We start from the raw sequence: 25,417 nt of genomic DNA on the forward strand, positions 1-25,417 counted from the left end.
TGATTTGAATGCACGTCACTTGTGAATCCGTGCGTTCATTCCGACGGGCAAAGACAGTCCGTCATGCAGGCCCTGTGCCGGGCGCATACCGGGTTCACTGTCGCGTCGCGTGACCTCAGGACCAATCGCGGCGCGCCCGCCAGCCTTGCTTCTTGAATCGGGTTATATTGAGATTAGAGCATCGCGCCCAACCGGCGTCTGCCCTGTAATTCAAGGACACGACGTTTCGTGCGCGTGTTCAATCGGACTGGTCATTCAATCGCGCGATCAGGGTTTCGCCGGCTATCTGGCCGACGGCGTTCCCGTATCGGGGGAGTAGGGGTCCAGCAGCGACACGACCACCTTGCGCTCGCCTTCGAACGGGTTGCGCCCATGCGCGAATCGCATGTTGTCGACGAGCAGGACGTCGCCGCGCTGCCAGGGAAACTGGATCGCGCATTCGCGGTACGCGTTGCGGATCTGCTCGATGTCGTCGAGATCGAACGGACTCCCGTCGCCGTAGAACGCGTTGCGCGGAACGCGATCCTCGCCGAACAGGCTGACGATCGAACTGGCGAGCGATGCTTCCAGGTTCGAGAGGTGGAACAGGTGGGCCTGGTTGAAGAAGACCCTGTCACGGCTGACCGGATGGTAGGCCACGCCCTGGTTGATCTGTGCGGTGCATAACGTGTCGTCGTCGAGCCATTCGTGCTCGATGCCGTTGTCTGCGCAGAAGGCCGCGACCTGGCTGCGGTCGGTGGTCTGAAAGACGGTTTCCCACGGAATGTCGACGTGCCGCCGGTAGTGCCTGACATAGCGGACCTGTTTCGCTTCGAAGTTCGCCAGGATGCGTGCTCCGATCCTGCGGCTCACCTCCCGCATGTCGGCGATCGGCGTTTCGCCGCCGGCCGTGGGCGCGCAAAGGCAGCAGAATGCGACGCGCAGCGGCCAGCTGCGTTGATACGCGTTTTCGCAATGGAGCGCGATCGTCTCGCTCGGCGGATACTCGGTGGCGGTGAAGATGCCGTTGCCGATCGAGGTGCGCGGCGTGGAACGATAGACGTAGTCGGACTGATGAGCCGACACCGCGTTCGAAAACGCCTCGAAGTCGGCGATCGATGACACGTCGAAACCGCGAAACAGGAGCGCGCCGTGTTCCAGAAGCCGCGCTTCGAGTTCAACTCGATTGTCGTTCACCGCCAGCACGAAATCGCGTGCGTTCACTCGCCCGCTCGATGCCGGCTCCAGCAGCAACGGCGAGGCCCCGTCGGCAAGCAGCTTGCGTTCCGTCATGCCCAGCATGGTCAACTATTCCTTATCTGAACGTGGATCGCGACGCAACGCGGACCGACCGGCCTTCACGGTTACGCCGCGGTATGCCTATGCGCGGCAGGCCGTCGCCACCGCTTGCTCGAAGCGGTTGAGAATCTCGTGGATATCCGCTTCCGAGACGATCAACGGCGGCAGGAACCTGAGTACCGCGCCATGGCGGCCGCCGGTTTCGATCACGAGTCCGTTGCGCAGGCAATGCAGCTTGATGGCTTTCGCGAGCGCCGCATGGGGCGGACCGGTTCGGCCATCGCGGCCGGGCAGCACGACTTCGACGCCGATCATCAGGCCGCGGCCGCGAACCTGGCCCAGGCTGGGGAAGCGTTCGGCAATCCGTTCGAGGCCGGCGACCAGCAGCTTGCCGGCCGTGTCGGCGTGCGCCGACAGCCCGTCTCGCTCGACGATGCGCATGGTCGACAAACCGGCCACCATCGCGATCTGGTTGCCGCGGAAGGTGCCCGCGTGCGAGCCGGGCGGCCAGGTGTCCAGGCGCTGGTCATAGACCACCACCGATAGCGGATAGCCGCCGCCGAACGCCTTCGACAACACCAGGACGTCGGGCCGGATGCCGGAATGCTCGATGGCGAACAGCGCGCCGGTCCGGCCGAGGCCGGTCTGCACTTCATCGACGATCAGCGGGATTTCATGCCGCAGCGTCAGTTCGCGCAGCTCGATCAGCCAGGCGTCGGAAGCGGGGATGCAGCCGCCTTCGCCTTGCACGACTTCGACGATGACGGCCGCGGGTTTCGTGATCCCGCTCTCGGGATCGGACAGGACCGTGCGGATATAGTTGATGCTGAGTTGATCGGTTGCCGAGCCGTCGGTGCCGAACGGGCAGCGAAAGGCATAGGGGTAGGGCAGGAAATGAACGTCGCGCCCGTTGCTGCCGGCCGATTTCGGCGTGAGATTGCCCGATGCGGCGAGCGCGCCGGCCGTCATGCCGTGGTAGGCCCCGTGGAACGCCATGATCGTCGGGCGGCCCGTATGATGCCGGGTCAGCTTGATCGCCGCTTCGACGCCGTCCGCTCCGCTCGGACTGCAGAACTGGATCTTGCCGGTATCGGCGATCGCGTTCGGCAACATCGAGAAAAGCTGTTCGACGAACGCGTGCTTGGCCGGCGTCGCCAGGTCGAGCGCCTGTTGCAGTTGACCGGAGGACAGGAACCGCATGACGGCTTCGTTGACTTCCGGGTGATTGTGCCCGAGCGCGAGCGTTCCGGCATTGGACAGGCAGTCGATGTATTCCTGCCCGTCGGAGTCGCGCATGCGTATGCCTTCGGCATGGGTAAACAGCCGTGGGAACGACGTCGCGTAGGTTCGCGCGTTCGATTCGACATGCTTAAGATAATCGAGTTGTTCCATGCGTAGGAATCCGGCTTGCAAACGCGGATGATGGACACTGGCGCATCAGCATCGCTTCGTGTCGGCCAATGGTGCAACGGCAAGGGTGCAGCGGTACGGCTGATTGAAGCATGGTCTTCGTACCGCGTCTGCCACGGGAAAGCGGGACACCGGCGTGGCGTCAGGCCGGCACGGTCGAGCGGAAATAGTCGATGGTCCGCCGCAGCCCCGCTTCGAGCCCGACCGTCGGCTTCCAGTCGAGGTGGGTGCGTGCGAGGTTGATATCCGGGCAACGTTGTGTCGGGTCGTCCTTCGGCAGCGGCCGGAATACGATTCGCGACTTCGATCCCGTCAGCCGCAGGACGATCTGCGCGAGTTCGCTGACCGCGATCTCGTGCGGATTGCCGAGATTGATCGGGCCGGTGATATCCGCGGGCGTGCCCATCATCCGGATCAGGCCGTCGACCAGGTCGTCGACGTAGCAGAACGCGCGCGTCTGGCTGCCGTCGCCATACAGCGTGATGTCCTCGCCGCGCAGCGCCTGCACGATGAAGTTGGACACCACGCGACCGTCGTTGGGATGCATGCGCGGCCCGTACGTGTTGAAGATCCGTACCACCTTGATTTGCACGTTTTGCTGGCGGTGATAGTCGAAGAACAGGGTCTCCGCGCACCGTTTTCCTTCGTCATAGCAGGCACGCGGCCCGAGCGGGTTGACGTTGCCCCGGTACGTCTCCGGTTGCGGATGCACGTCGGGGTCGCCGTACACTTCGCTCGTGGAAGTTTGCAGCACGCGTGCGTGCGTGCGCTTCGCGAGCCCCAGCATGTTGATCGCGCCCATCACGCTGGTCTTGGTGGTCTGCACGGGATCGAACTGATAGTGGATCGGCGATGCCGGACAGGCGAGGTTGTAGATCTCGTCCACCTCCACGTACAGCGGAAAGGTCACGTCGTGGCGCAGCGCCTCGAAGCTCGGGTTGCCGAGCAGCGTTGCCACGTTCTGCTTGGTGCCGGTGAAATAGTTGTCGACGCACAAGACGTCATGACCGAGTTCGACCAGGCGCTCGCACAGATGCGAACCGAGGAAACCTGCGCCACCGGTTACGAGGATCCGCTTTCGATTACGTTGCACAGTTGCACTCCAGGTTTGACGCGTGGGTAAGTGGCGAGCCGCCGCCGGGCACGTGCGACCGGGCCGCGTGGCGTTTCGCTGCGACGATCGCGGCCAGGCCCGGCGCGCCGATCGCGCGACGTGGATCCGGGCGTGTGCGATGCCCGTCATGCTTGCAGGGCACTCGGCGCATCGTGATCCGCACGCCGCAGGCGCGTCGCGATGATGTCGGCCATCGCCCGCATTTCGCTCCGGATAAAGAAGTGATCGCCGTCGATGACATGAAAATCGCAGCGCCCGGTCGTCGCGGCCTCCCAGCCTGAAACGGAATCGGCGGGAACCTGCCTATCCGCCACGCCGGCGAACGCGGTGATGTCGACGGCCAGCCTGCGTCCGGGCACGGCCCGGTAGTTCTCGATCAGCGTGAAATCCGCACGCAGCGCCGGCATCATCAACGCCATCATTTCGCGGTTGTCCAGCACCGGCTTCGGTGTGCCGCCCATCTCGTGCAGCGCGTCGATGAACGCGCGGTCGTCCAGCGCCTGCATTTTTCGAACCGGGCGCTCCTGCCCCGGTGCAGCGCGCGCGCTCACGAACAGATGCCGGAGGTTCGATTGCGCGTGGGCGGGAAGCCGCAGCGCCAGTTCGACGGCAATCGCCGCGCCCATGCTGTGGCCGAGCAATGCGAAGGGACGATCGAAGCAACTGCCGAGGTCGTCCAGCAACGCGTCGATCAGCGTTGCCATGTCTCGCACGGCAGGCTCCGACAGGCGGCTGCCCCGGCCGGCAAGCTCGTGGCGGTGCACCTCGATCCCGGGCAACAGCGGTTGCAGGCCACGATAGACGGCGGCCGAGCCGCCCGCGTAAGGGAAACAGATCAGACGCATGCGAACGGGTACTCGAGCGGCTCACTTGCTGCCGGGCGACCGGCGATCGCGCTGCGGGCATTCGCGGGTTCGGCGTTGTTCACGATTAAAAGTTCGGTCATTGCTTTCATGGTGATGCGTCGGCCATCTTCACCTTGAGCGAGTCGGGCTTGAACGCCCGGCGCGGCTTCGCGAAGTGCCAGGCGACAGGCCGTTTCATAGCCGCTTCGTTGGCGCCGTACGAAGGCCGCGTGGCCGCGCGCGCGACGCCGCCGAAGCGTTGATTCGCGTCATGGAAATTCATGGTGCCGCCCGGATTAGGAATGCACACGGTCCGGCTGGGCATGAGTAAAACATGAGGCCGCGTGGATGTATGTCGTAGAAAAACGGGACGTGCGGCAGGAGGGGATGCGAGCAGCTCACGCGTCGTCGTGCGCGCTGCGGAGAAATGCGGGGGGAGTCGACACCGGGCTTGGCGACGCCGCGCTCGGCGGCCACTTTGATGCGCGCCGTGCAATCTCGCGAATTCCCCAGCGTTTCGCATTTCCGGGGCTCGAGCGTCGCCCGCGTCGGTCAGGAATCGACGCAATAAACGATGAATGCGAGCGCAGTCTGCACGCGCCTTTCGGCGACAGCGTGTACCGGCACGCGATCCGCGATGAGCGCGTCGTCGAAGGCGGCCAGCGGATCGAGGTCGGAAACCACGCGCTCAACTGCCGGTCAAGGGCGATCCGCTCGCGGGCGCCGTCGAGCTGACTGGCGCGCAGTCGGAGCACTCAGGAAAGCCCTGAATGACGGTCGCATTTGTCAGCCAGCCGTTACGATCCCGAGCAATCGGGCAAGCCGGACATCGTCGAAATCCGGAAAGACAACCGCCCCGCGCGTGGTCAAGACGTCCGCTTTCGGCGGCATGCCGATACCGATGAATTCGAGGCCGAGAGCGCCGGCGACTTCAAGATCCCAAAGCCCGTCGCCGATGGAAACAGTCCGGCAAGACGATGCGACGCCATAGTATCGTCGGGCACGTTCGACGGCGGCGGCGACGAGATCTGTCCGTGACGGGTACACCGACGACGTTACCAGCAGATCGTCGTCGAACGGGATCCCGACGGCCTGCAGTTTCCGCTCGCTGACGCGCCGTACGCCGCCAGTCGCAAAGACAATGCCCCAACCCGATGCGATCGCCTCCCGCACGAACCGGCCGGCGCCCGGGATTTCCATCAGCGCCCGACGGGCGAGCGCGGCCACGAAATGACGATCGACCGCCTGCTCGAAGGCAGCCACAGCCGATGCACTCATCGGGCTCCTGCCGTTGGATGACAGTGCGTGAGCGAGGATTCCGGTGTCGGTGTGATGCGGATAGCGTCCCCAGTTGGTATCGAGCGCCGGCAGCTTCAACGCAAGCATCGCAGCCAGGAACGCGGACTGATGCAGGGCGACCGAATCGGTCAGCGTGCCGTCGATATCCAGTACAAGTATGTGTTCGGTTTTCATGGGATGACGTTACGAAGAGGACGGCGTGCCGGTCGCACCGCACCGACCGGTCGATTCGATCGGTGGGCAGGCGAGCCGCTATCATAAGCATCCGGGACGCTGAATGCCAACGCGTCACTCACGACAGGGAACTTCGATGGCGCACCGTATGTACATGTTCAATCTGCAAGACATCGGTCCGGCCGACACGCCATGTCTGAGTATGGTGGAGTGGAACGACGACTTCCCGACGGTGTTGAGTCCGCTGCTGGCCGTGGCGCCATTCCTTGCACGCAATCGTTGCAACGATACTGGTGACAACGACGGAATTTATGCTGCAGCGGAAGGCGGCAAGGCCCGGATGGCCAGGTTGTACGCGTTCCTGGAGCGTCATGCCGACCGCCTGATCGACGATCTCGAGGCGTTCCGGGAAGCAAAGCGCAAGATCTTCGCGTTCCTCGAGAATCGTGCGATCCATCGATACTTTCACCTGAACGGATGGGACGTGTTCAACCTGTCGGCGGCGCCGCACGTCGAACTCGCCCAGGCGCTGCTGGCGCGCATCGAGCGCGACAACGCGAGAATCGAGCACGCGATCGAGGCCGACGATCCCGCCCTGCTCGACCAGTGCGAGGGTCTGGCGGAAGAAGCTGTCACCCGCTTTCGCGAACTGATCAACCAGGACCATTACGACTACGGATGGGAACCGTTGACGTCGATTTACTACGAGCAGGTCGAAGTGTTCGAGCAGGACGGGAAGATGGGCGTGATGACCATCACGGGCGAGGTGCTGGTGCCGCCGCGCTACGACGAGATCGGCTTCGATGCATGGACGGAAGTCGCCATCGTCCGGCAAGGCGACCGCTATGGACATATCGACAGCCAGGGGACAACGATTACGCCGGTGCAGTACGACCGCGTATGGGCGTTCTGGCGCGGGGAGTATGCACGAGTGCTGCACAACGGCAAGTTCGGCGTGGTGGATCGCAACGGCGTACCGGTCATCCCGTTGGCCTATACGGCCTTGACCGCGCTGCAGTACTCCGGCAGCCAGTGCTGGGCAGCCTGCGAACACGAACGATGGGGCGTACTCGATACTTCAGGGCAATGGCGTCTGCCGGCCGAGTACGAATCGGTCGACGACTCGATCGGCCGGATGGTTGCGACCCGCCCGGGCTGCGACGTGCCGGATATCTTCACCTGCCGCTTCGCGCGGCTCGGGACCTTGCCGGACGAGCAGATCCGCGCATACGAGGTCGAACGGGACGATGGCAGCCGCGTGTATCACTATGAAGTCGAGCACGCGGATACCGGCACGACCGCCGTGTTCGACGAAGATGGCGTACAGGTTCGAACCTGACACGGCGAATCGGTCTCATGTTTTCGCACCCGGACACGCGGGTGCACGGCACCGGCCTCGCCATGCGGCTGCGATCCGGCTGCAGCCGGCTTACGTAGCCGCGTCGGCCTCGTCCGGACTGACGCGATACGCGCGCCGCAACAGCGCACGGGCGCGCGCGACGAGTACGCGGGGATCGAGCGGTTTCACGAGGTAGTCGTCCGCGCCCGCGTCGAAAACGGCGACCTGGTCGCAGGCATCGGCGCGAGCGGTCAGGACGATCACGGGTACGTTCGAGCACGCGCGGATCTGCCGGCATAGTTCCAGGCCGCCGGAATCCGGCGGCATCGGATCGAGCATCACGAGCGCGGGCAGATGCTCGCGCACGGCTGCGACGGCAAGGTCGCCGCGGCGAACGATCGTCACCGCGAACCCGTACCGGCCCAGATAGTCGTGAACCTGCTGCGCGAACCGTTCGTTATCTTCGATCAGCAGGACACGGTGTGTGAGCGTTCCACCATTCATTCGGCGTGCTCCTGAATGACAGGCCTTCGCGGCGATGACCGTGACAGCCGTCGGCCGACTCGCGGTGCGCAACGCGCAGAAAGCGCGAGTCGTTCGTGCGGCCGACCGGCGAAGCAGGCGGGCCGGCCGGCCTTCGGTCGGCGACGGACCAGCCCGCCTGGGGCCGGTGCATGCTCGTCGTCGACCGCCGCGAAACCGGCACCCCGGTCAGGAAAGCGAACCATCGCTCATGCCCCCGACGTATTCCCCGTGACGCGGCCACGCACCCGTGACGGAGACCGGTGACGCCGACGACACCTTTCCGTGTGTTGCGCCCGCGTCGAGCGCAGCAGCAACGATCGGCCCGATCGCGGCCAGCGCTGACGTGCTCATCATCGTTTCGTGCAGGCATGCGACGTCGTGCACGTCGATTTTCCCGCGCACATACGGCTGCCACGCCCGGACATCGCGTGGCTGATAGGCCTCCGGCCGCTCGAGCGTCGCCCTGAAGAAGACCACGTCGCCATCGAATACGTCAGGCGCAAACATGCCGGCCTGCGCAGGCGCCACCTGGAATTGCCGGACGATCGATTCGAATGTCCGCGCGTTGAACGTCCTGAACATCGGATTGTGTTCGGCAAGGCGCGTCTTGAGCGTGTCGATCGTCAGCGAGCGGGCGCTGGCCGACTGCGGCGTGTCCACGAATGCGCGTATCAGCACGTCGATGACTTCCGTCTCCGTCGGTGCGGGGTAAGCCTCGCTTCCCACTTCCGGATAACCGTCGAGCATCGCAAGCAATGCCACTTTTTCACCGGCGCATTGCAGCTGGGTGGCGATGGCGTGCGCGATATGGCACCCCAGCGACCAGCCGAGCAGATGATAGGGGCCGGTGGGCTGTACGCTGCGAATCTGCCGGACGTAGTCCTGCGCCATCTCCTCGATCGACTGCGCGTCGGTGCCGGCTTCGGTGAGCGCGCGCGCCTGCAGACCGTAGAGCGGCCGATCCCGCAGATGATGCGTCAGGCTCGCATACGGCCAGCTGAAGCCGCCGGCCGGGTGAATACAGAAGAGTGGCGGACGCGCCCCCTGCGGCTGGAGCGGCAGCAGGACAGCAAGCGCGTCGGACGCCCCCGTTTCATGTATCCGGGGCGCCAACTGTGCAACGGTGGGCGCTTCGAACAGCGTGCGAATCGAGACCTCGTGCCCGAACGTCTCGCGGATTTTCACCAGCAGGCGGGCGGCGACAAGCGAATGCCCACCGAGCGCAAAGAAGTTGTCGTGCCGGCCGACGCGCTCGATGCCGAGCAGGTCGGACCACAACGCGGCGACGGTACGCTCGGTCTCGCCCTGCGGCGCTTCGTACTGCGCCTGGGCGAACGCATCGTCGTCCGGCTCCGGCAGCGCGCGACGGTCGAGCTTGCCGTTCGAGGTCAGCGGCAACGCATCGAGCACGACGAACGCCGCCGGCACCATGTAGTCCGGCAACCGGGCCGCAAGGTGCTCGCGCAACTGCCGGACGCGTTCTGCACGTGGCGCCTCGTCGTCGAGCGTCACGTATGCCAGCAGTCGGGTGTTGCCAGCCGCATCGGGGCGCGCCAGCACGATGGCTTCGCGCACGGCGTCGTGCGACGCAAGCTGCGCCTCGATTTCGCCCGGCTCGATACGGAAGCCCCGGATCTTGACCTGATCGTCGTTGCGGCCGAGGAACACGATGTTGCCGTCCGGCATGTACCGCGCCAGATCGCCGGTGCGGTACATGCGTGCATCGGGTTCGCCGGCCGCACGGGCGAACGGATCGGCCAGGAACCGCTGCTCGGTCAACTCCGGTCGGTTGAGATAGCCGCGTGCAACACCTTTGCCGCCGATGTACATCTCGCCCACGGCACCCAGCGGCACCGGCGCCTGCGACTCGTCGAGCAGGTAGATACGTGTATTGGCGATCGGCTTGCCGATCGAATGAACTACCTCGCCGGATGACGGCTCAAGCTCGCCGGAGGTGGCGACGACCGTGGTTTCGGTCGGGCCGTAGTTGTTGACGATGCGCAGCGACGGCGGCAACCCGGCGGGCAGGGTCGTGATGCGATCGCCGCCGATCAGCAGCGACTTCAACCCGTGCGGCAGGCCCGACTGCATCGCGAGCAGCGCCAGCGGCGTGACGAGGAACGCACAGTCCATCGACTGTCGGCGCCACCACGCGAGCAACGCTGCGGCATCGGACGCCAGCCCCGCCGGGGGCAGCAGCAGCGCGGCGCCGGCGCAGAGCGCGGGCCAGAGTTCCCACACGCTGGCGTCGAAGGCCAGGCTGGCGGTGGCCGGCACGCGGGAACCGGCGTGCAGCTCGAACCGTGCGATATGCCACGTCACGAGATTGGCGAGTTGCCGATGCTCGATCATGACACCCTTGGGCGTACCGGTGGAGCCGGACGTATAGATGACATAGGCAAGATGACGCGACGTCAGTCCGCGCGCGAGCGGTGGGAGATTGTCCGGCGAGTGCGCGCCCCACGGCGGCGAGACCACACTGATATCGACAAGCGCGGGCGTGGCCAAAGACACATCGGCGAGCGCCTTGTGTCCGACTTGATCGACGAGAACGACCGCCGGCGTGGCGTCGTCGAGGATATGGGCAAGCCGCGCACCGGAGTAAGCGGGATCGATCGGCAGGTAAGCGCCGCCGGCCTTGAACACGGCGAGCAGCGCGACGACCATCGCGACGCTGCGCTCGGCGCACACGGCAACGAGTGTATCGGGCCCGACACCCAGCTCGACGAGGTGATGCGCGAGCCGGTTGGCGCGGGCGTTGAGGGCGGCATAGGAGAGTTGCTCGTGGTCCGCGACGAGCGCGACGGCCTCGGGGGTTTGCCGGGCCTGCGCCTCGACGAGTTCGTGGATGCACTGGTGTTCGGGGTAGGTGGCCGCCGTCGCATTCCACGTGTGCAGCAGCAGATGCCGCTCGTCGGCATCGAGCAGGTCGATCTGCCCGACCGGCTGCGCGTCGTCCCGGGTCATCGCGCGCAACACGGCGATCAGGTACGCGCCATGACGCGCGATCGATGTCTCGTCGAACAATGCGGTCGCGTAGCGCAACGCACCGGCCACCGCGCGGCCATCGTCAACCAGGTCGAGTTCGAGATCGAACTTCGCCCGGTCGAACGCGCTCGCAACCGGGGTGACATCCAGATCCGGCAATTCGAATGTCCGCACGTCGGTGTTCTGCCAAGAAATCATCACCTGGAATATCGACGTATGACCGAGCCGTCGCGGCGGCTTCACGATTTCCACGACCTGTTCGAACGGAAGATCCTGATGATCCTGTGCGGCGACGACGGCCCCCTGGACGCGCTCGAGCAGTTGCGCGACCGACGGTACGCCCGACAGGTCGATGCGCAGTGCAAGCGTGTTCACGAACAGGCCCACGATGGATTCGAATTCGGGACCGGAGCGATTCGCGACCGGGGTGCCGATCACGACATCCTCCTGGCCGGCGAGGCGCCCCAGCACCGCGGCCCAGGCCGCGGTGACGACCGCGAAGACCGTGACGCCGCGCCGCGCGGCGAGCCGTCTCAGATCCCGTGTGAGCACCGCGTCGAGTTCGAACGGCAACCGCGCCGCGTCGAACTGCTGATGCGCGGGCCGCGGGCGATCGGTCGGCAGCGTCAGCAGCGTCGGGATGCCTGCCAGCGCTTCTTTCCAGTAACCTGCTTCGCGCTCGAGTCGTTCCGCGCCAAGCCATTGCCGTTGCCACGCAACGTAGTCCGGGTACTGGAATGCCAGCGTCGCAAGCGGGTTCGGGCGTCCTTCCGTGAAGGCCCCGTAAAGCGTACACAGCTCCTTGACGAGCACGGACAGCGACCAGCCGTCGCAGACGATGTGATGCAGCGTGAGCATGAAGACGTGCGCGTTCTCCGACAACCTGACGAGGCGCGCGCGCACGAGCGGCCCGTGTGCGAGTTCGAACGGGCGCGTGGCTTCTTCCTCGCACAGGCGCAGCCAATGTTCCGGCGCACCGGGTTCCGTCGACAGATCGTCTTCGCGCCAGGGCATGCCGTCGCCGGCCGGAAGGAGCGCCGCGCGGGTATCGCCGCTCGCGCCAGCCGTCTCGGGAAACACGGTGCGCAATGCCTCGTGGCGTGCCCACAGCGCATCCAGCGCGCGATGCCACGCGGCGGCGTCCAGCCCGCCGTCGAGCCGCAGCACGAGCGGGACGTGATAGATCGTGCCCGCGCCTTCGAAGCCGCTCAGGAACATCATTCGCTGCTGCGCGAACGACACCGGAAGCGGGGCAGCGCGATCGACACGGGCGATCGGCGGCGCATCGTCGCGGCTTCGCGCCCCGACCACCTGCGCGACCGCACACACGGTCGGATGATCGAACAGCGTCGAAAGCGACAGCCTGACCTCGTGCATGGCCCGCAAGCGATTCAGCATCCGCACGGCAAGCAGCGAATGTCCGCCGAGCGCAAAGAAGTTGTCGTGCCGGCCGATGCGTTCGACGCCGAGCAGTTCGGCCCACAACGCGGCGATGGTGCACTCGGTCTCGCCTTGCGGCGCCTCGTACTGTGCCTGGACGAAGGCGTTGTCGTCCGGCTCCGGCAGCGCGCGACGGTCGAGCTTGCCGTTCGGCGTGAGCGGCAACACGTCGAGCACGATGAACGCCGCAGGCACCATGTAGTCCGGCAGCCGGGCCGCAAGGTGCTCGCGCAGCTGCCGGACGCGTTCTGCACGTGGCGCCTCGTCGTCGAGCGTCACGTATGCCAGCAGTCGGGTGTTGCCCGCCGCATCGGGACGCGCCAGCACGATGGCTTCGCGTACCGCGTCGTGCAACGCAAGCTGCGCCTCGATTTCGCCGGGCTCGATGCGAAAGCCCCGGATCTTGACCTGATCGTCGTTACGGCCGAGGAAGATGATGTTTCCGTCCGGCAGGTAGCGCGCCAGATCGCCCGTGCGGTACATGCGTGCATCGGGCTCGCCGGCCGCACGGGCGAACGGATCGGCCAGGAACCGCTGCTCGGTCAGCTCCGGACGGTTCAAGTAGCCACGCGCGACCCCGACCCCGCCGATGTAAAGCTCGCCGACCGCGCCCAGCGGTACCGGCGCCTGCGATTCGTCGAGCAGGTAGATCCGCGTATTGGCGATCGGCTTGCCGATCGGCACGGAGGGCGCATCGAAATCTGCCGGGCACGTAAAGGCGGTCACGTCGATGGCGGCTTCGGTCGGACCGTAAAGATTGTGCAACTGAGCATGGGGCAACCGCTCCAGGCAGCGCCGTGCGGTGGCCACCGGCAACGCCTCGCCGCTACAGACGATGCGCGAGAGCGTCGTGCAGCGTGCGAGGCCGGGCGCCTCGAGGAAGCCGCTGAGCATCGACGGCACGAAGTGCAGGGTGGTAACCCCGTACTGCGCGATGACGTCCGTCAGATAATCGGCGTCACGGTGCGCGCCGGGCGCGGCCATGACGAGCGTGGCGCCATTGGCCAGCGGCCAGAAGAATTCCCAGACCGATACGTCGAAGCTGAACGGCGTCTTCTGCAGCACAACATCGCGGGCATCCAGACGATACGCCGACTGCATCCAGGTCAGGCGGTTGATCAGCGCATCGTGCTCGTTCTGCACACCCTTGGGCAAGCCGGTGGAGCCCGAGGTGTAGATGACGTAGGTGAGATGACGCGGGGTCAACCCGAGCGCGTGCGGCGACAGATCGTCCGGAGACTGGCCGTCCCACGGCGGCGACGCGACACTCACATCGACCAGCGTGAGCTTCGCCAGATGCGCCTCACCGAGCGCGTCGGCAAGCGCCTGGCGTCCGACCGGATCGACGAGCACGACGGCGGGTGCGGCGTCGGAGAGGATATGCGCGAGGCGCGCGCCGGGATAGGCGGGATCGAGCGGCACGTAGGCGCCGCCGGCCTTGAGGATGCCGAGCAGCGCGACGACCATCGGCGCGCCGCGGTCGAGGCAGACGGCGACCGGCGTATCGGGGGTGACGTCGAATTCGATCAGGTAACGCGCGAGCCGGTTGGCGCGCGCATTGAGTTCGGCATAGGAGAGGCGCTCGCCGCCGGAGATCAGCGCGGTGGCATCGGGCGTACGCCGGACCTGCGCCTCGAACAGCCCATGCAGATACTGGTGCCGGTCATACGGCGCATCCGTCGCGTTCAGCGTGTCGATCAGCAGCGCCTTTTCGTCGCTCGATACGAGATCGATCGCCCACACCGCGACGCTGTCGTCCTCGCACGCACGCTCGATGAAGTCGAGAAGACGCGCCGCATGGCGCGAGACGGCCACCGGATCGAACACGTTGCGGTTGTACCGGAGTTCGACATCGATCGGCGCGTTTTTCCCAAATTGCGTAAACAGGAACGACAGACCGTTCTCCGGCCCGGACAGCCATTGGACGTGCGTGGGCTGACCGGCCACTTCGACGGGATGCCGCAGGAACAACGTATTGACGCTCACGTCGATATGGCGAGGATCGATCCCGTAACGTCTGACCATGTCGCCCAACGGGAATCTTCCGTGACGCATCGCGCCCCGGAACGTTTCGCCAATCTCGCCCAACGCCGCCGAAACCGGCATGTCGGGCTGCTCGAGCGACACCGGAAGCGGAATGACCTTGGCGAATTGCCCGGGGATGTCGAGCGCTTCGCGCGTCCGGTTCAGGAACGACGCGCCGACGACCGTATGCCGTTGGCCCGCGATACGCATCAGATAGATGCCGGTCAGCGCAGTCAGGCATTCCGACGGCGACAGCGCATGCTTCTGCGCGGTATGCAAGAGCCGCGCCTGCAAGGCCGGCGAGAACGTGCTGCGCATCGACGCGACGACGCCGCGCGCCTCGACGGGATGCGCATGGTCGGCCACCAGCGTCACCAATGCAGGACCGTCCATCTTCTTGCTCGCCGACTGCCAGAAGGTGGCGTCCCGCTCGTACGTCGACGAACAGAGATAGCGCTCGTCGAGCGCAAGCGTATCGAGAACGATCCGGTCCATGTCGAACGTATGGGACGGATCCTTTTCGAGCGCGGCATAGTTCTTGCCGATGCGCGCGAACAATCGCACCGCAGCCCAGCCGTCGGTCTGCAGATGATGCGACCGCAACGCGACCAGTACGCTCCCGGGCGATTCGAACAGCGCGACCGCATTGGTCCTGTCATCGAGGTTGTCGTTGAGCGTCTCGTGCCAGTCGATGACCGCCTGTCGCATCTCGGCGTCCGTCCTGGTCGCGGGTTCGACGAAATGCTCGAAGCGCGTCGTCGGCATCGGCCCTTCGCATTGCAGGCCGGCATCGGAGAGTTGGAGCCAGAATGACTGGTTCTGCGCAATGAGCGCGCGCGAGGCGATCACGAGCCGCTCGCGATCGATCTCCGGCGCGCAGCGCATCGCCGCAATCGAAAAGAACGATGTCCCGTGCCGCGACGCCTGCTCCTGGAGCCAGACCGCCTGCTGCGCGGGCGACAGCGGATACCAGGTTCCGGACGGGCTGGCCGGCGCGTCGATCAGCCTCGCGACGTCCGGGCCCGATGCGCCGGCCCGCGCGTGAGCGACGCCGGCGTCCCAAAGGTCGGCGACCGACGCATCCGGCCGCTGCACGCTTTCCGTCACGAACGCCAGGAACAACGCGAAGATCGCGTCGATGCTCGCCGGGTCGAACAGGTCGGCACTGTACGAGACGTCGGCGCCGACGGTCTCGCCCGTATCCAGGAACACGACGGCAAGATCGGCGCCGCGCCCGACGCGTGCGCGCGGAACGGCCTCGAGCGTCAGGCCGGAGAGCGTCTCGCGTTCCGCTCCCGGGCCTTGCTGGAACTGACAAAAGACCTGGAAGATCGGGTCGTGCGAAGCGCTGCGCGGCGGATTGACGGCGGCAACCACATGGGCGAAAGGCAGCTCGCCCGCTTCGAGAGCGGACAGGAGTTCCTGCGACGCCGCGAGTAAATGGCTGGCGACGGAAGCGGATCGATCCAGCCGATGGCGAAGCGGCAGCGTGTTCACGAAGAGGCCGACCATCTCCGCGGTCGCCGCGTGCGTTCTGCCTTCGGTCACCGTGCCGATCACGATGTCGCGGCTGCGTGCGAGTTGCGCGCACGTGATGGCGAGCGCCGTCTCGAGCACGACGAACGGCGTGACGTTGTATGCAGCCGCGACTTGCCGGATCTGCTGCACGAGATCCGGCGCGAGCACGTGTTCGGTCCGTCCGGCGCTGTCCGACAATCTCACCGGGCGCGGCCGGTCCGACGGCAGATCCAGGCACGCGGGCGCACCGGCGAGGCGTTCCCGCCAGACCTGCTCCAATTGCGAGAGATGCCCGGCGTCAACGTGCCGCTTCGACCACGCCGCGTAGTCCCGGTATTGCAGCGCGAGCGGCGTGAGTGTCGGCAGCGCGCCGGCGGCCAGCGCCGCATACGCGTGGCGGAAGTCGCGCCAGACCGTCGTCCACGACGTGGCATCCATCGCGATGTGGTGAATCGAGATCATCAGGATCGAACGCTGCGGCGACTCGATGAACAGCGTCGCGCCGAAGACAGGGCCGCTGAAGCAATCGAGCAGCTTCGCAGCCTCCGATTGCGCGAGTGACATCGCATCCTCTCCGGCGACGTCGCGGCGTTCCAGACGGAAGCTTTCGGAGCGCTCGACGACAGGCATGAACGCTCCGGTGGCGGCGTCGCTCGCATAGTGCGTGCGCAGGATTTCGTGACGGTCGACGACCGCGCGCAGCGCGCGGTCCAGCACATCGTCGCGTACGTGGCCGGACAGGACGAAGAGGCGCGAGGAGTTGAACATCGAGCCGCGCGCCGCACCCGCTTCGATCGCGAGAATCCGCTCTTCCGCGAAGGACAGCGGCATCGGCGCATTGCGGTCGATGCGAACGATGTCGTGACCGCTTTCGTGCGACGTGGCATCTGCCAGTGCCAGCGCCAGTTCCGCGACGGTCGGCACTTCGAATACCTTGCGCAGCGGCAGTACCTTGCCGGTTTCGTTGACGATGCGCGAGACCATGCGAATGGCGACAAGCGAATGTCCGCCGAGCGCGAAGAAGTTGTCGTGCCGGCCGATGCGCTCGACGCCGAGCAGGTCGGCCCACAACGCGGCGATGGCGCACTCGATCTCGCCTTGCGGCGCCTCGTACTGCGCCTGGACGAACGCGTCGTCGTCCGGCTCCGGCAACGCACGACGGTCGAGCTTGCCGTTCGGCGTGAGCGGCAACGCGTCGAGCACGATGAACGCCGCCGGCACCATGTAGTCCGGCAACCGGGATAGAAGGTGCTCGCGCAACTGCCGCACGCGCTCGGCACGCGGCGCCGCGTCTTCCAGCGTCACGTATGCCAGCAGTCGGGTGTTGCCCGCCGCATCGGGACGCGCCAGCACGATGGCTTCGCGTACCGCGTCGTGCAACGCAAGCTGCGCCTCGATTTCGCCGGGCTCGATGCGAAAGCCCCGGATCTTGACCTGATCGTCGTTGCGGCCGAGGAAGATGATGTTTCCGTCCGGCAGGTAGCGCGCCAGATCGCCCGTGCGGTACATGCGTGCATCGGGCTCGCCGGCCGCACGGGCGAACGGATCGGCCAGGAACCGCTGCGCGGTCAGCTCCGGACGGTTCAAGTAGCCACGCGCGACCCCGACCCCGCCGATGTAAAGCTCGCCGACCGCGCCCAGCGGTACCGGCGCCTGCGATTCGTCGAGCAGGTAGATCTGCGTATTGGCGATCGGCTTGCCGATCGGCACGGAGGGCGCGTCGAAATCTGCCGGGCACGTAAAGGCGGTCACGTCGATGGCGGCTTCGGTCGGACCGTAAAGATTGTGCAACTGAGCATGGGACAACCGCTCCAGGCAGCGCCGCGCGGTGGCCACCGGCAACGCCTCGCCGCTACAGACGATGCGCGAGAGCGTCGTGCAGCGTGCGAGGCCGGGCGCCTCGAGGAAGCCGCTGAGCATCGACGGCACGAAGTGCAGGGTGGTAACCCCGTACTGCGCGATGACGTCGGTCAGATAATCGGCGTCACGGTGCGCGCCGGGCGCGGCCATGACGAGCGTGGCGCCATTGGCCAGCGGCCAGAAGAATTCCCAGACCGATACGTCGAAGCTGAACGGCGTCTTCTGCAGCACGACATCGCGGGCATCCAGACGATACGCCGACTGCATCCAGGTCAGGCGGTTGATCAGCGCATCGTGCTCGTTCTGCACACCCTTGGGCAAGCCGGTGGAGCCCGACGTGTAGATGACGTAGGCGAGATGGCGCGGGGTCAACCCGAGCGCGTGCGGCGACAGATCGTCCGGAGACAGGCCGTCCCACGGCGGCGACGCGACACTCACATCGACCAGCGTGAGCTTCGCCAGATGCGCCTCACCGAGCGCGTCGGCAAGCGCCTGGCGTCCGACCGGATCGACGAGCACGACGGCGGGTGCGGCGTCGGAGAGGATATGCGCGAGGCGCGCGCCGGGATAGGCGGGATCGAGCGGCACGTAGGCGCCGCCGGCCTTGAGGATGCCGAGCAGCGCGACGACCATCGGCGCGCCGCGGTCGAGGCAGACGGCGACCGGCGTATCGGGGGTGACGTCGAATTCGATCAGGTAACGCGCGAGCCGGTTGGCGCGCGCATTGAGTTCGGCATAGGAGAGGCGCTCGCCGCCGGAGATCAGCGCGGTGGCATCGGGCGTACGCCGGACCTGCGCCTCGAACAGCCCATGCAGATACTGGTGCCGGTCATACGGCGCGTCCGTCGCGTTCAGCGTGTCGATCAGCAGCGCCCGCTCGTCGTCGGGCACGATCTGCAGGTGCTCAAGCGAACCGGAACCCGCCTCGAGCGCGTCCGCAAGTTGCTCCAGCGCACACTGCATGTATGCGCATAGCCGTTCCGCCAGCGCCGGTGCGGCGACCTGCGCGACCAGTTCAAGCGCATCGCCGTCATCCTCGACGGACAGCGTCACCGGGTAATGGGTCCGCTCGTGCGCACCCAGCAGTTCGACATCGGACGGCCACTGCGCGTGGCCATCGGCGTGTACGTTGTGGCGGTAATTCAGCAGCGCGCTGAAAAGCGGCGCGTTCGCGCCGATGCCGCTGCATCGTTGCGCCAGCGCGAGCGATGCATGCTCATGGGCAAGCAGGCCTGCGAGCCGACTCTGCGTATCGCGGACTGCCGTGCGCACATCGGTCGCGTCGATGTCGATGCGCAGCGGCAGCGTATTGATATACAGGCCCAACGTGCGGTCGGAGCCGGCGCCGGCCGCCATGCGCCCGAACAACACCGTCCCGAACACGACGTGCCGTTGCCCACTCGTGCGGGCGAGGACGAGCGCCCACGCCAGATGGCACAACGTGGCGAGGCTCACGCCGATGGTTTTCGACAGCGTACGCAGTCGTGCGTCGAGCGTGCCCGGCATCGTTCGACGCGCGTCGTACAGCGGCGCCATGTCGTCGTGCTGGAGCGTGAGGCCGAACGGAAGGGTCGGCGCATCGACGTCATTCAGCATCTCGCTGAAGAACGCCTCGTGCGCACTCGCGGGCATCCCGAGACGCGCATGGGCGACGAGGTTGCGGTAGGGCTGCGGCGCGGGAAGGCGGTGTATCTGTCCGGCGAGCATCGCCTGGACTTCTTCGTTCAGGATCGCAAGCGTGGAATGGTCTCCGACGAGGTGATGGAGCAGCATCGTCGCGTGCCAGCGTCCTCCCGTCGCCTCGGCGATCACGAAGCGCAGGAGCGGGGCCTGGGTCAGATCCATCCTGTCACGCCCCGGATGGATGAGGCCCGGCAACTGCTCCGCGGCGCACCCGCTGGCGTCGTCGAGGGCCAGCTCGGTCACGTCGATGTGTGCGCGCCGCAGCACGACCTGTACCGGTGAACCAAGCCCTTCCCACAGCACGGCCGTGCGGAGGATGTCGTGCCGCTCGACGAGACAATCCATCGCCTGAAGATAGCGATCGAGCGCGGCGCGATCGGTAAAGGCCAGATGCGCGCTCAGCAGATAGGGGTCGCCCTGCGTGCTGAGTACATGATGAAACAGGATGCCGTCCTGCAACGGTGAAAGGGCGTAGATGTCCTGAATGTTCGCGATGCCGCCCGGCACCTGCGCGACGATGCGATCGATGTCGTCTTGCGACAGATCGGCGAGCGGCAGGAGATCGGGCGTGATGGCCTGCGTATCGGGCCCGAGCCGGTTTTCCGGCACGACCACTTCGCGCGACTGACCGAGAGTGGCGGAGAGTGCGGCGAGGGCCGGTTGCTCGAACAGGTCCCGTATCGCAAGCGTCAGCCCGATCTGGCGCAAGCGCTCGATCAGCTGGACGGCGACAAGCGAATGCCCACCGAGTGCAAAGAAGTTGTCGTGTCGGCCGACGCGCTCGACGCCGAGCAGGTCGGACCACAACGCGGCGACGGTACGCTCGGTCTCGCCCTGCGGCGCATCGTACTGCGCCTGGACGAACGCATCGTCGTCCGGCTCCGGCAGCGCGCGACGGTCGAGCTTGCCGTTCGAGGTCAGCGGCAACGCGTCGAGCACGACGAACGCCGCCGGCACCATGTAGTCCGGCAACCGGGCCGCAAGGTGCTCGCGCAGCTGCCGGACGCGTTCTGCACGTGGCGCCTCGTCGTCGAGCGTCACGTATGCCAGCAGTCGGGTGTTGCCCGCCGCATCGGGGCGCGCCAGCACGATGGCTTCGCGTACCGCGTCGTGCGACGCAAGCTGCGCCTCGATTTCGCCCGGCTCGATACGGAAGCCCCGGATCTTGACCTGATCGTCGTTGCGCCCGAGGAACACGATGTTGCCGTCCGGCAGGTAACGCGCCAGATCGCCGGTGCGGTACATGCGTGCATCGGGTTCGCCGGCCGCACGGGCGAACGGATCGGCCACGAACCGCTGCTCGGTCAACTCCGGACGATTGAGATAGCCGCGTGCAACACCTGCGCCGCCGATGTACATCTCGCCCACGGCACCCAGCGGCACCGGCGCCTGCGACTCGTCGAGCAGGTAGATGCGCGTATTGGCGATCGGCTTGCCGATCGAATGAACTACCTCGCCGGATGACGGCTCAAGCTCGCCGGAGGTGGCGACGACCGTGGTTTCGGTCGGGCCGTAGTTGTTGACGATGCGCAGCGACGGCGGCAACCCGGCGGGCAGTGTCGTGATGCGATCGCCGCCGATCAGCAGCGACTTCAGCCCGTGCGGCAGGCCCGACTGCATCGCGAGCAGCGCCAGCGGCGTGACGAGGAACGCACAGTCCATCGACTGCCGGCGCCACCACGCGAGCAACGCTGCGGCATCGGACGCCAGCCCCGCCGGGGGCAGCAGCAGCGCGGCGCCGGCGCAGAGCGCGGGCCAGAGTTCCCACACGCTGGCGTCGAAGGCCAGGCTGGCGGTGGCCGGCACGCGGGAACCGGCGTGCAGCTCGAACCGTGCGATATGCCACGTCACGAGATTGGCGAGTTGCCGATGCTCGACCATGACACCCTTGGGCGTACCGGTGGAGCCGGACGTATAGATGACATAGGCAAGATGACGCGACGTCAGTCCGCGCGCGAGCGGTGGGAGATTGTCCGGCGAGTGCGCGCCCCACGGCGGCGAGACCACACTGATATCGACAAGCGCGGGCGTGGCCAAAGACACATCGGCGAGCGCCTGGCGTCCGACTTGATCGACGAGAACGACCGCCGGCGTGGCGTCGTCGAGGATATGGGCAAGCCGCGCACCGGAGTAAGCGGGATCGATCGGCAGGTAAGCGCCGCCGGCCTTGAACACGGCGAGCAGCGCGACGACCATCGCGACGCTGCGCTCGGAGCACACGGCAACGAGTGTATCGGGCCCGACACCCAGCTCGACGAGGTGATGCGCGAGCCGGTTGGCGCGGGCGTTGAGGGCCGCATAGGAGAGTTGCTCGTGGTCCGCGACGAGCGCGACAGCCTCGGGGGTTTGCCGGGCCTGCGCTTCGACGAGTTCGTGGATGCACTGGTGTTCGGGGTAGGTGGCCGCCGTCGCATTCCACGTGTGTAGCAGCAGATGCCGCTCGCCGGCATCGAGCAGGTCGATTTGCCCGATCGGCCGCTCAGGATTGGCGAGCGCGGACTCGATAAAATGCAGCAGCCGCTTTCGATGCGCCAGCACACTTGCGTTGTCGTAAAGCTCGGCATTCGCGTCCACGTGCAACGTACACCCGGGATCGCGCGGATCTCCTGTCACGGTCACCGCGAAATCGTTGACGAGGCCATTGGCGAGCGCATGCAGGGTCGCACGGCTCTCGCCGAATTCCCACCGGTTGCCGTACGGCACGATATTGATGCGCGGACCGAAGACCGGTGCGGTGACCGCACCGCGCAGCTGCTTGATCTCCTTCACGCGGAACTGCTGGTGCTTCATGTGCGAGAAGACTTCGGTGCTCACGTGCCGCGTCAATTCCACGAGCGTCATGTGCGGCGCAAGAGGCAGCCGCATCGGCAGGATGTTGGCGAACATCCCGGGCAGTGTGCGCGTCTCCTTCGTGCGCGCCGATACCGGGAAATCGAACACGGTAGTCCGGCCGTTGCTCGTTCGGTAAAGGTACGCCGCCACGATGGCCGTGAGAACGAGCGGCCACTTCGCGATCTGCGTCTCGATCCGGTCGAGCTGTTCGACAAACGCAAGCGGAAGCGGCGCGGATTCCCGCCTGAAAAAGCCGTTCGCGCGCGGCGTCGTACCGGCCAGGGTTTCCGGAGCAGGCAGGGTGTCGACGTAGTCTTGCCAATACTGGCGGTCGTTCGCGTAGCGCGACGATGACCGGTACGAGCGGTCGCCGTCCGTCATCAGGTCGGTCGCGCCGAAATCTGCGTCGGGGACAGGCTGCTGTCGCGTCAGTGCCGTGTAAATCTGGGCAACCCGGCGTGTCACGAGCGGGATGCTCGCCCCATCCATCACGATATGGTGATAGCGCTGGTACCAGACATAACGCTCGTCGCCGAGCTTGAACAGCATCTGGCTGAACAGCTTGCCGGAGAGCAGGTCGAACGCCGTGCTCGACTCGATCTGCATGACATTCCAGCAAGCTGAAAACGGGTCTGCTTCATTCGACACATCGATAAAATCCAGCCCGAATGCAACCGGTTCGCATTCAAACTGCAAGGGCCCGGCCGGCGTTTCGAGAAAGCGAAAATGCAGGCTCCGGGCTTCCTGGATAACACGGCTTAATGCCGCCTCGAAGGCCGGACGATCTAGCGCGCCATTGATATCCACATAGCCACGGCTGTCGAACAACGGGTTGTCGGGTTCGAGTTTCTGCGAAAACCACATTTCCATCTGCGCGGCAGTCAGCTCCGCGAATTCCTGAGGGTCTTTTGTATTCAAAATTATCCTCGTCATTGTTCAATACACGCGACTTGATGGCGAAGGGCGCGAATGATGAGCGATCACACATCGCGCGTTTCAATAACCTGAAAAATCAAACCCATTCTTGACGGTTGTTCACCGGCAGCCCGCGAGCAGGGTTGTTTTCAAGGCCAGACAGGCGAAACGGGGAGGTGTTGCTTGATTGGATGTGCGAACTGGCGACTCTAAGTATTCGTGCCACATGAATATTTGAAGCGCACTGTAGCATGCTGATTGTGAAAATTAGCTTACTCAATGCGAGTTATTTTCATATCAGACATAATCCGCAACAAATTAATAATTCGTTTCGATCCGGGTATTTTTATTATTTACCAGCCCGATTCAATAAAAAAATAATCAATTCATCGAATTATTGAACGATGAAGGCGACCATGCTGACGCCCTCGGAACACAAAGCGTCGAGACCGATCGTTCACGATCGTCAAAAACCAAAAGCCTCGTAACGTCAGGGCTGACGAACGAGGCTCTTGGCAAATCGATATTCCGATACCGCGAATCGCGAGATATCGACCCACGTTGCGACCGCTTTGTGCACGCCCGTCGCGACTGGCCGGTCGAACGTGTCGATGTTCAGCGCGTACATCGCGCGGCCAAACGGCGTCACGCGATTGCCATTCATGCCTGGCTTTGTGACGCGGAACATGACGGCGTGGTCGCGTTAAAACGCCACCCGCCCGATTCTTGTGCGGCAGATCGATTGCATTTCCAGACTGACCGATTCGAAAACGCGTCAGAACCGAACACGCATGGCGCCGACCGCCGTGTCGACACCCGAGCAGGCGACCGAATCAGCGCAACCGGTGTGCACGGTCGACGGCCGTGCACACCGCCGTGGCCCCGGCGGCGCCTATTGCGGACTCGCCGCCTCCGGTGCTGCGCGCGTCATGCTCGCACCGGTTCGCTCTCGCGCCAGCGCGCCATCAGCGTGTTCGACGGCCGCGTTTCGTCGCGCAGCTTGCGCGCGACGTCGACGCCGGAAACCGGCAAGCCTTGCGGATCGAGCATCCCGAGCTGCACGAGCACGCTCGCCTGATCCCAATAGATGTGTTCGTTGTAGAGCTTGGGCCCGCGAAATTCGACGATGGCGACCATCGGGATCTCCACGCGCTTGCCGGTCGGCGCGACGCCGGGCAGCAGCCAGTCGATCTCCCGGTCGTGCGTAAACGTCAGGATGAATTCATCGACCATGCGATCGACGCCAACCACGCGCGAGATCGGCGCCATCGCCATGTCGGCCGGATTGTTGTGGATGAAGTGATGCGTGTAGAAGCGCCTGAGTTCCGTGTACCCGGTGCCGCCCGTCATGGTCGGCACGTGATTCACGTACGGCTCGGGCACCATCGTCCGCATCGTCTCGTCGGGATCGCGCGCGGCGAACTCCAGATGGAAGTGATGATCGGCGAGCGCGCCCAGGTCGTAGTCGGGACCGAGCACCTTGCGAAACACCGCAAGACTGCGCGTATGCGCGGACATCGCGGCCGCTTTGACGAAGGTCGGGCCGCTGCGGCTGAACGCATGACCGGCGCCTTCATATTCGTAAAGCTTCACGTTCGGCTTGCCGCCCAGCGCCGCGCGTATCGCCGCCACGGTCCCGGGCGGATTGAGCGGATCGTCTACGCCGAAATGCAACGCGAGCGGGCACGTGACGCGCTCGGCCAGATCGAGCGACTGTTCGATGCCGACGCCGTAGTAGCCGACCGCGCAGTCGACGCCGCACTGCGCCGCAGCGAGCCAGGCGAGCTTGCCGCCGAGACAGAAGCCGAGCACGCCGACCTTGCCGTTCGATTCGGGCAGCGTGCGCGCACGGGCGACGGTCGCACGGATATCTTCGATGGCGCCGGCCACATCGAGACGCCCGTAATAGTCGAAGGCTTTTGCATGGTCGGCTTCGCCGTAACCGAGTTCGATGTTCGGGCCGAACGGGTGGAACAGGTCCGGCGCGATGACGACATAGCCCTCGGCCGCATAGAGATCCGCCACTTCGCGCATCTCGGCGTTCACGCCGAAAATCTCCTGCAACAACACGACGACAGGGCCGCTGCCGGCTTCCGGCAGCGCGAGATAGGCGTCGAACGCAACGTCGCCCCGTTCGATTCTGATTTGCTTCGTCATGGATGCACTCCCGAT

10 protein-coding genes and 1 pseudogene are annotated in these 25,417 nt (G+C 65.5%); 2 read left to right on the top strand and 9 right to left on the bottom strand.

Annotation, left to right across the window (positions count from 1 at the left end):
* Positions 1-282 precede the first annotated feature (282 nt).
* The 5 genes from ACWMMN_RS34700 to ACWMMN_RS34720 all read right to left on the bottom strand — a co-directional run bounded on the left by ACWMMN_RS34700 (position 283) and on the right by ACWMMN_RS34720 (position 4,972).
* Positions 283-1,281, bottom strand: coding sequence for a TauD/TfdA family dioxygenase (locus ACWMMN_RS34700; RefSeq protein ID WP_486424473.1), 999 nt, complete (start codon positions 1,279-1,281; stop codon positions 283-285).
* A gap of 78 nt (positions 1,282-1,359) precedes the next feature.
* Entirely contained in the window at positions 1,360-2,670 is a 1,311-nt protein-coding gene (locus ACWMMN_RS34705) for a diaminobutyrate--2-oxoglutarate transaminase family protein (RefSeq protein ID WP_486424474.1), read from the bottom strand.
* Positions 2,671-2,830: 160 nt separating this feature from the next.
* On the bottom strand, positions 2,831-3,781 hold the full coding sequence (locus ACWMMN_RS34710; RefSeq protein WP_059241587.1) for a UDP-glucuronic acid decarboxylase family protein: 951 nt from the start codon (positions 3,779-3,781) through the stop codon (positions 2,831-2,833).
* 146 nt (positions 3,782-3,927) lie between these two features.
* Positions 3,928-4,647: a thioesterase II family protein gene (locus tag ACWMMN_RS34715; protein ID WP_486424475.1), complete on the bottom strand. Its 720-nt coding sequence runs from the start codon at positions 4,645-4,647 to the stop codon at positions 3,928-3,930.
* A 106-nt stretch (positions 4,648-4,753) separates the two neighbouring features.
* Positions 4,754-4,972: a hypothetical protein gene (locus ACWMMN_RS34720; protein ID WP_340625994.1), complete on the bottom strand. Its 219-nt coding sequence runs from the start codon at positions 4,970-4,972 to the stop codon at positions 4,754-4,756.
* A gap of 23 nt (positions 4,973-4,995) precedes the next feature.
* Between ACWMMN_RS34720 and ACWMMN_RS34725 the strand changes: the two genes are divergently transcribed.
* Complete coding sequence (locus tag ACWMMN_RS34725; protein WP_486424476.1) at positions 4,996-5,382, top strand: hypothetical protein; 387 nt, start codon at positions 4,996-4,998, stop codon at positions 5,380-5,382.
* A 51-nt stretch (positions 5,383-5,433) separates the two neighbouring features.
* Here the strand turns inward: ACWMMN_RS34725 and ACWMMN_RS34730 are convergent, their stop codons facing one another.
* Positions 5,434-6,120, bottom strand: a complete 687-nt coding sequence (locus tag ACWMMN_RS34730) for an HAD family hydrolase (protein ID WP_486424477.1) — start codon at positions 6,118-6,120, stop codon at positions 5,434-5,436.
* Positions 6,121-6,268: 148 nt separating this feature from the next.
* Between ACWMMN_RS34730 and ACWMMN_RS34735 the strand changes: the two genes are divergently transcribed.
* Positions 6,269-7,459 carry a WG repeat-containing protein gene (locus ACWMMN_RS34735; protein WP_486424478.1) on the top strand — a complete coding sequence of 397 codons (1,191 nt, stop codon included), beginning with the start codon at positions 6,269-6,271 and terminating at the stop codon, positions 7,457-7,459.
* Positions 7,460-7,555: 96 nt separating this feature from the next.
* Here the strand turns inward: ACWMMN_RS34735 and ACWMMN_RS34740 are convergent.
* From ACWMMN_RS34740 to ACWMMN_RS34750, 3 genes and pseudogenes are all read right to left on the bottom strand, one after another.
* A pseudogene (locus ACWMMN_RS34740) lies at positions 7,556-7,963 on the bottom strand (response regulator transcription factor); the annotation flags it as partial.
* Between the two features lie 207 nt (positions 7,964-8,170).
* Complete coding sequence (locus ACWMMN_RS34745; protein ID WP_486424479.1) at positions 8,171-23,263, bottom strand: amino acid adenylation domain-containing protein; 15,093 nt, start codon at positions 23,261-23,263, stop codon at positions 8,171-8,173.
* Positions 23,264-24,172: 909 nt separating this feature from the next.
* On the bottom strand, positions 24,173-25,402 hold the full coding sequence (locus ACWMMN_RS34750) for a dienelactone hydrolase family protein (RefSeq protein WP_059241599.1): 1,230 nt from the start codon (positions 25,400-25,402) through the stop codon (positions 24,173-24,175).
* Positions 25,403-25,417: the final 15 nt, after the last annotated feature.

It is taken from the genome of Burkholderia cepacia complex sp. TUM26381, assembly GCF_057439935.1.

Bases quoted from the DNA above. Each gene is read 5' to 3' on its own strand.
- ACWMMN_RS34715 (WP_486424475.1), bottom strand. From the start codon at position 4,647: ATGCGTCTGATCTGTTTCCCTTACGCGGGCGGCTCGGCCGCCGTCTAT.
- ACWMMN_RS34745 (WP_486424479.1), bottom strand. From the start codon at position 23,263: ATGACGAGGATAATTTTGAATACAAAAGACCCTCAGGAATTCGCGGAG.
- ACWMMN_RS34720 (WP_340625994.1), bottom strand. From the start codon at position 4,972: ATGCCCAGCCGGACCGTGTGCATTCCTAATCCGGGCGGCACCATGAAT.
- ACWMMN_RS34700 (WP_486424473.1), bottom strand. From the start codon at position 1,281: ATGCTGGGCATGACGGAACGCAAGCTGCTTGCCGACGGGGCCTCGCCG.
- ACWMMN_RS34750 (WP_059241599.1), bottom strand. From the start codon at position 25,402: ATGACGAAGCAAATCAGAATCGAACGGGGCGACGTTGCGTTCGACGCC.
- ACWMMN_RS34730 (WP_486424477.1), bottom strand. From the start codon at position 6,120: ATGAAAACCGAACACATACTTGTACTGGATATCGACGGCACGCTGACC.
- ACWMMN_RS34725 (WP_486424476.1), top strand. From the start codon at position 4,996: ATGTATGTCGTAGAAAAACGGGACGTGCGGCAGGAGGGGATGCGAGCA.
- ACWMMN_RS34735 (WP_486424478.1), top strand. From the start codon at position 6,269: ATGTACATGTTCAATCTGCAAGACATCGGTCCGGCCGACACGCCATGT.
- ACWMMN_RS34705 (WP_486424474.1), bottom strand. From the start codon at position 2,670: ATGGAACAACTCGATTATCTTAAGCATGTCGAATCGAACGCGCGAACC.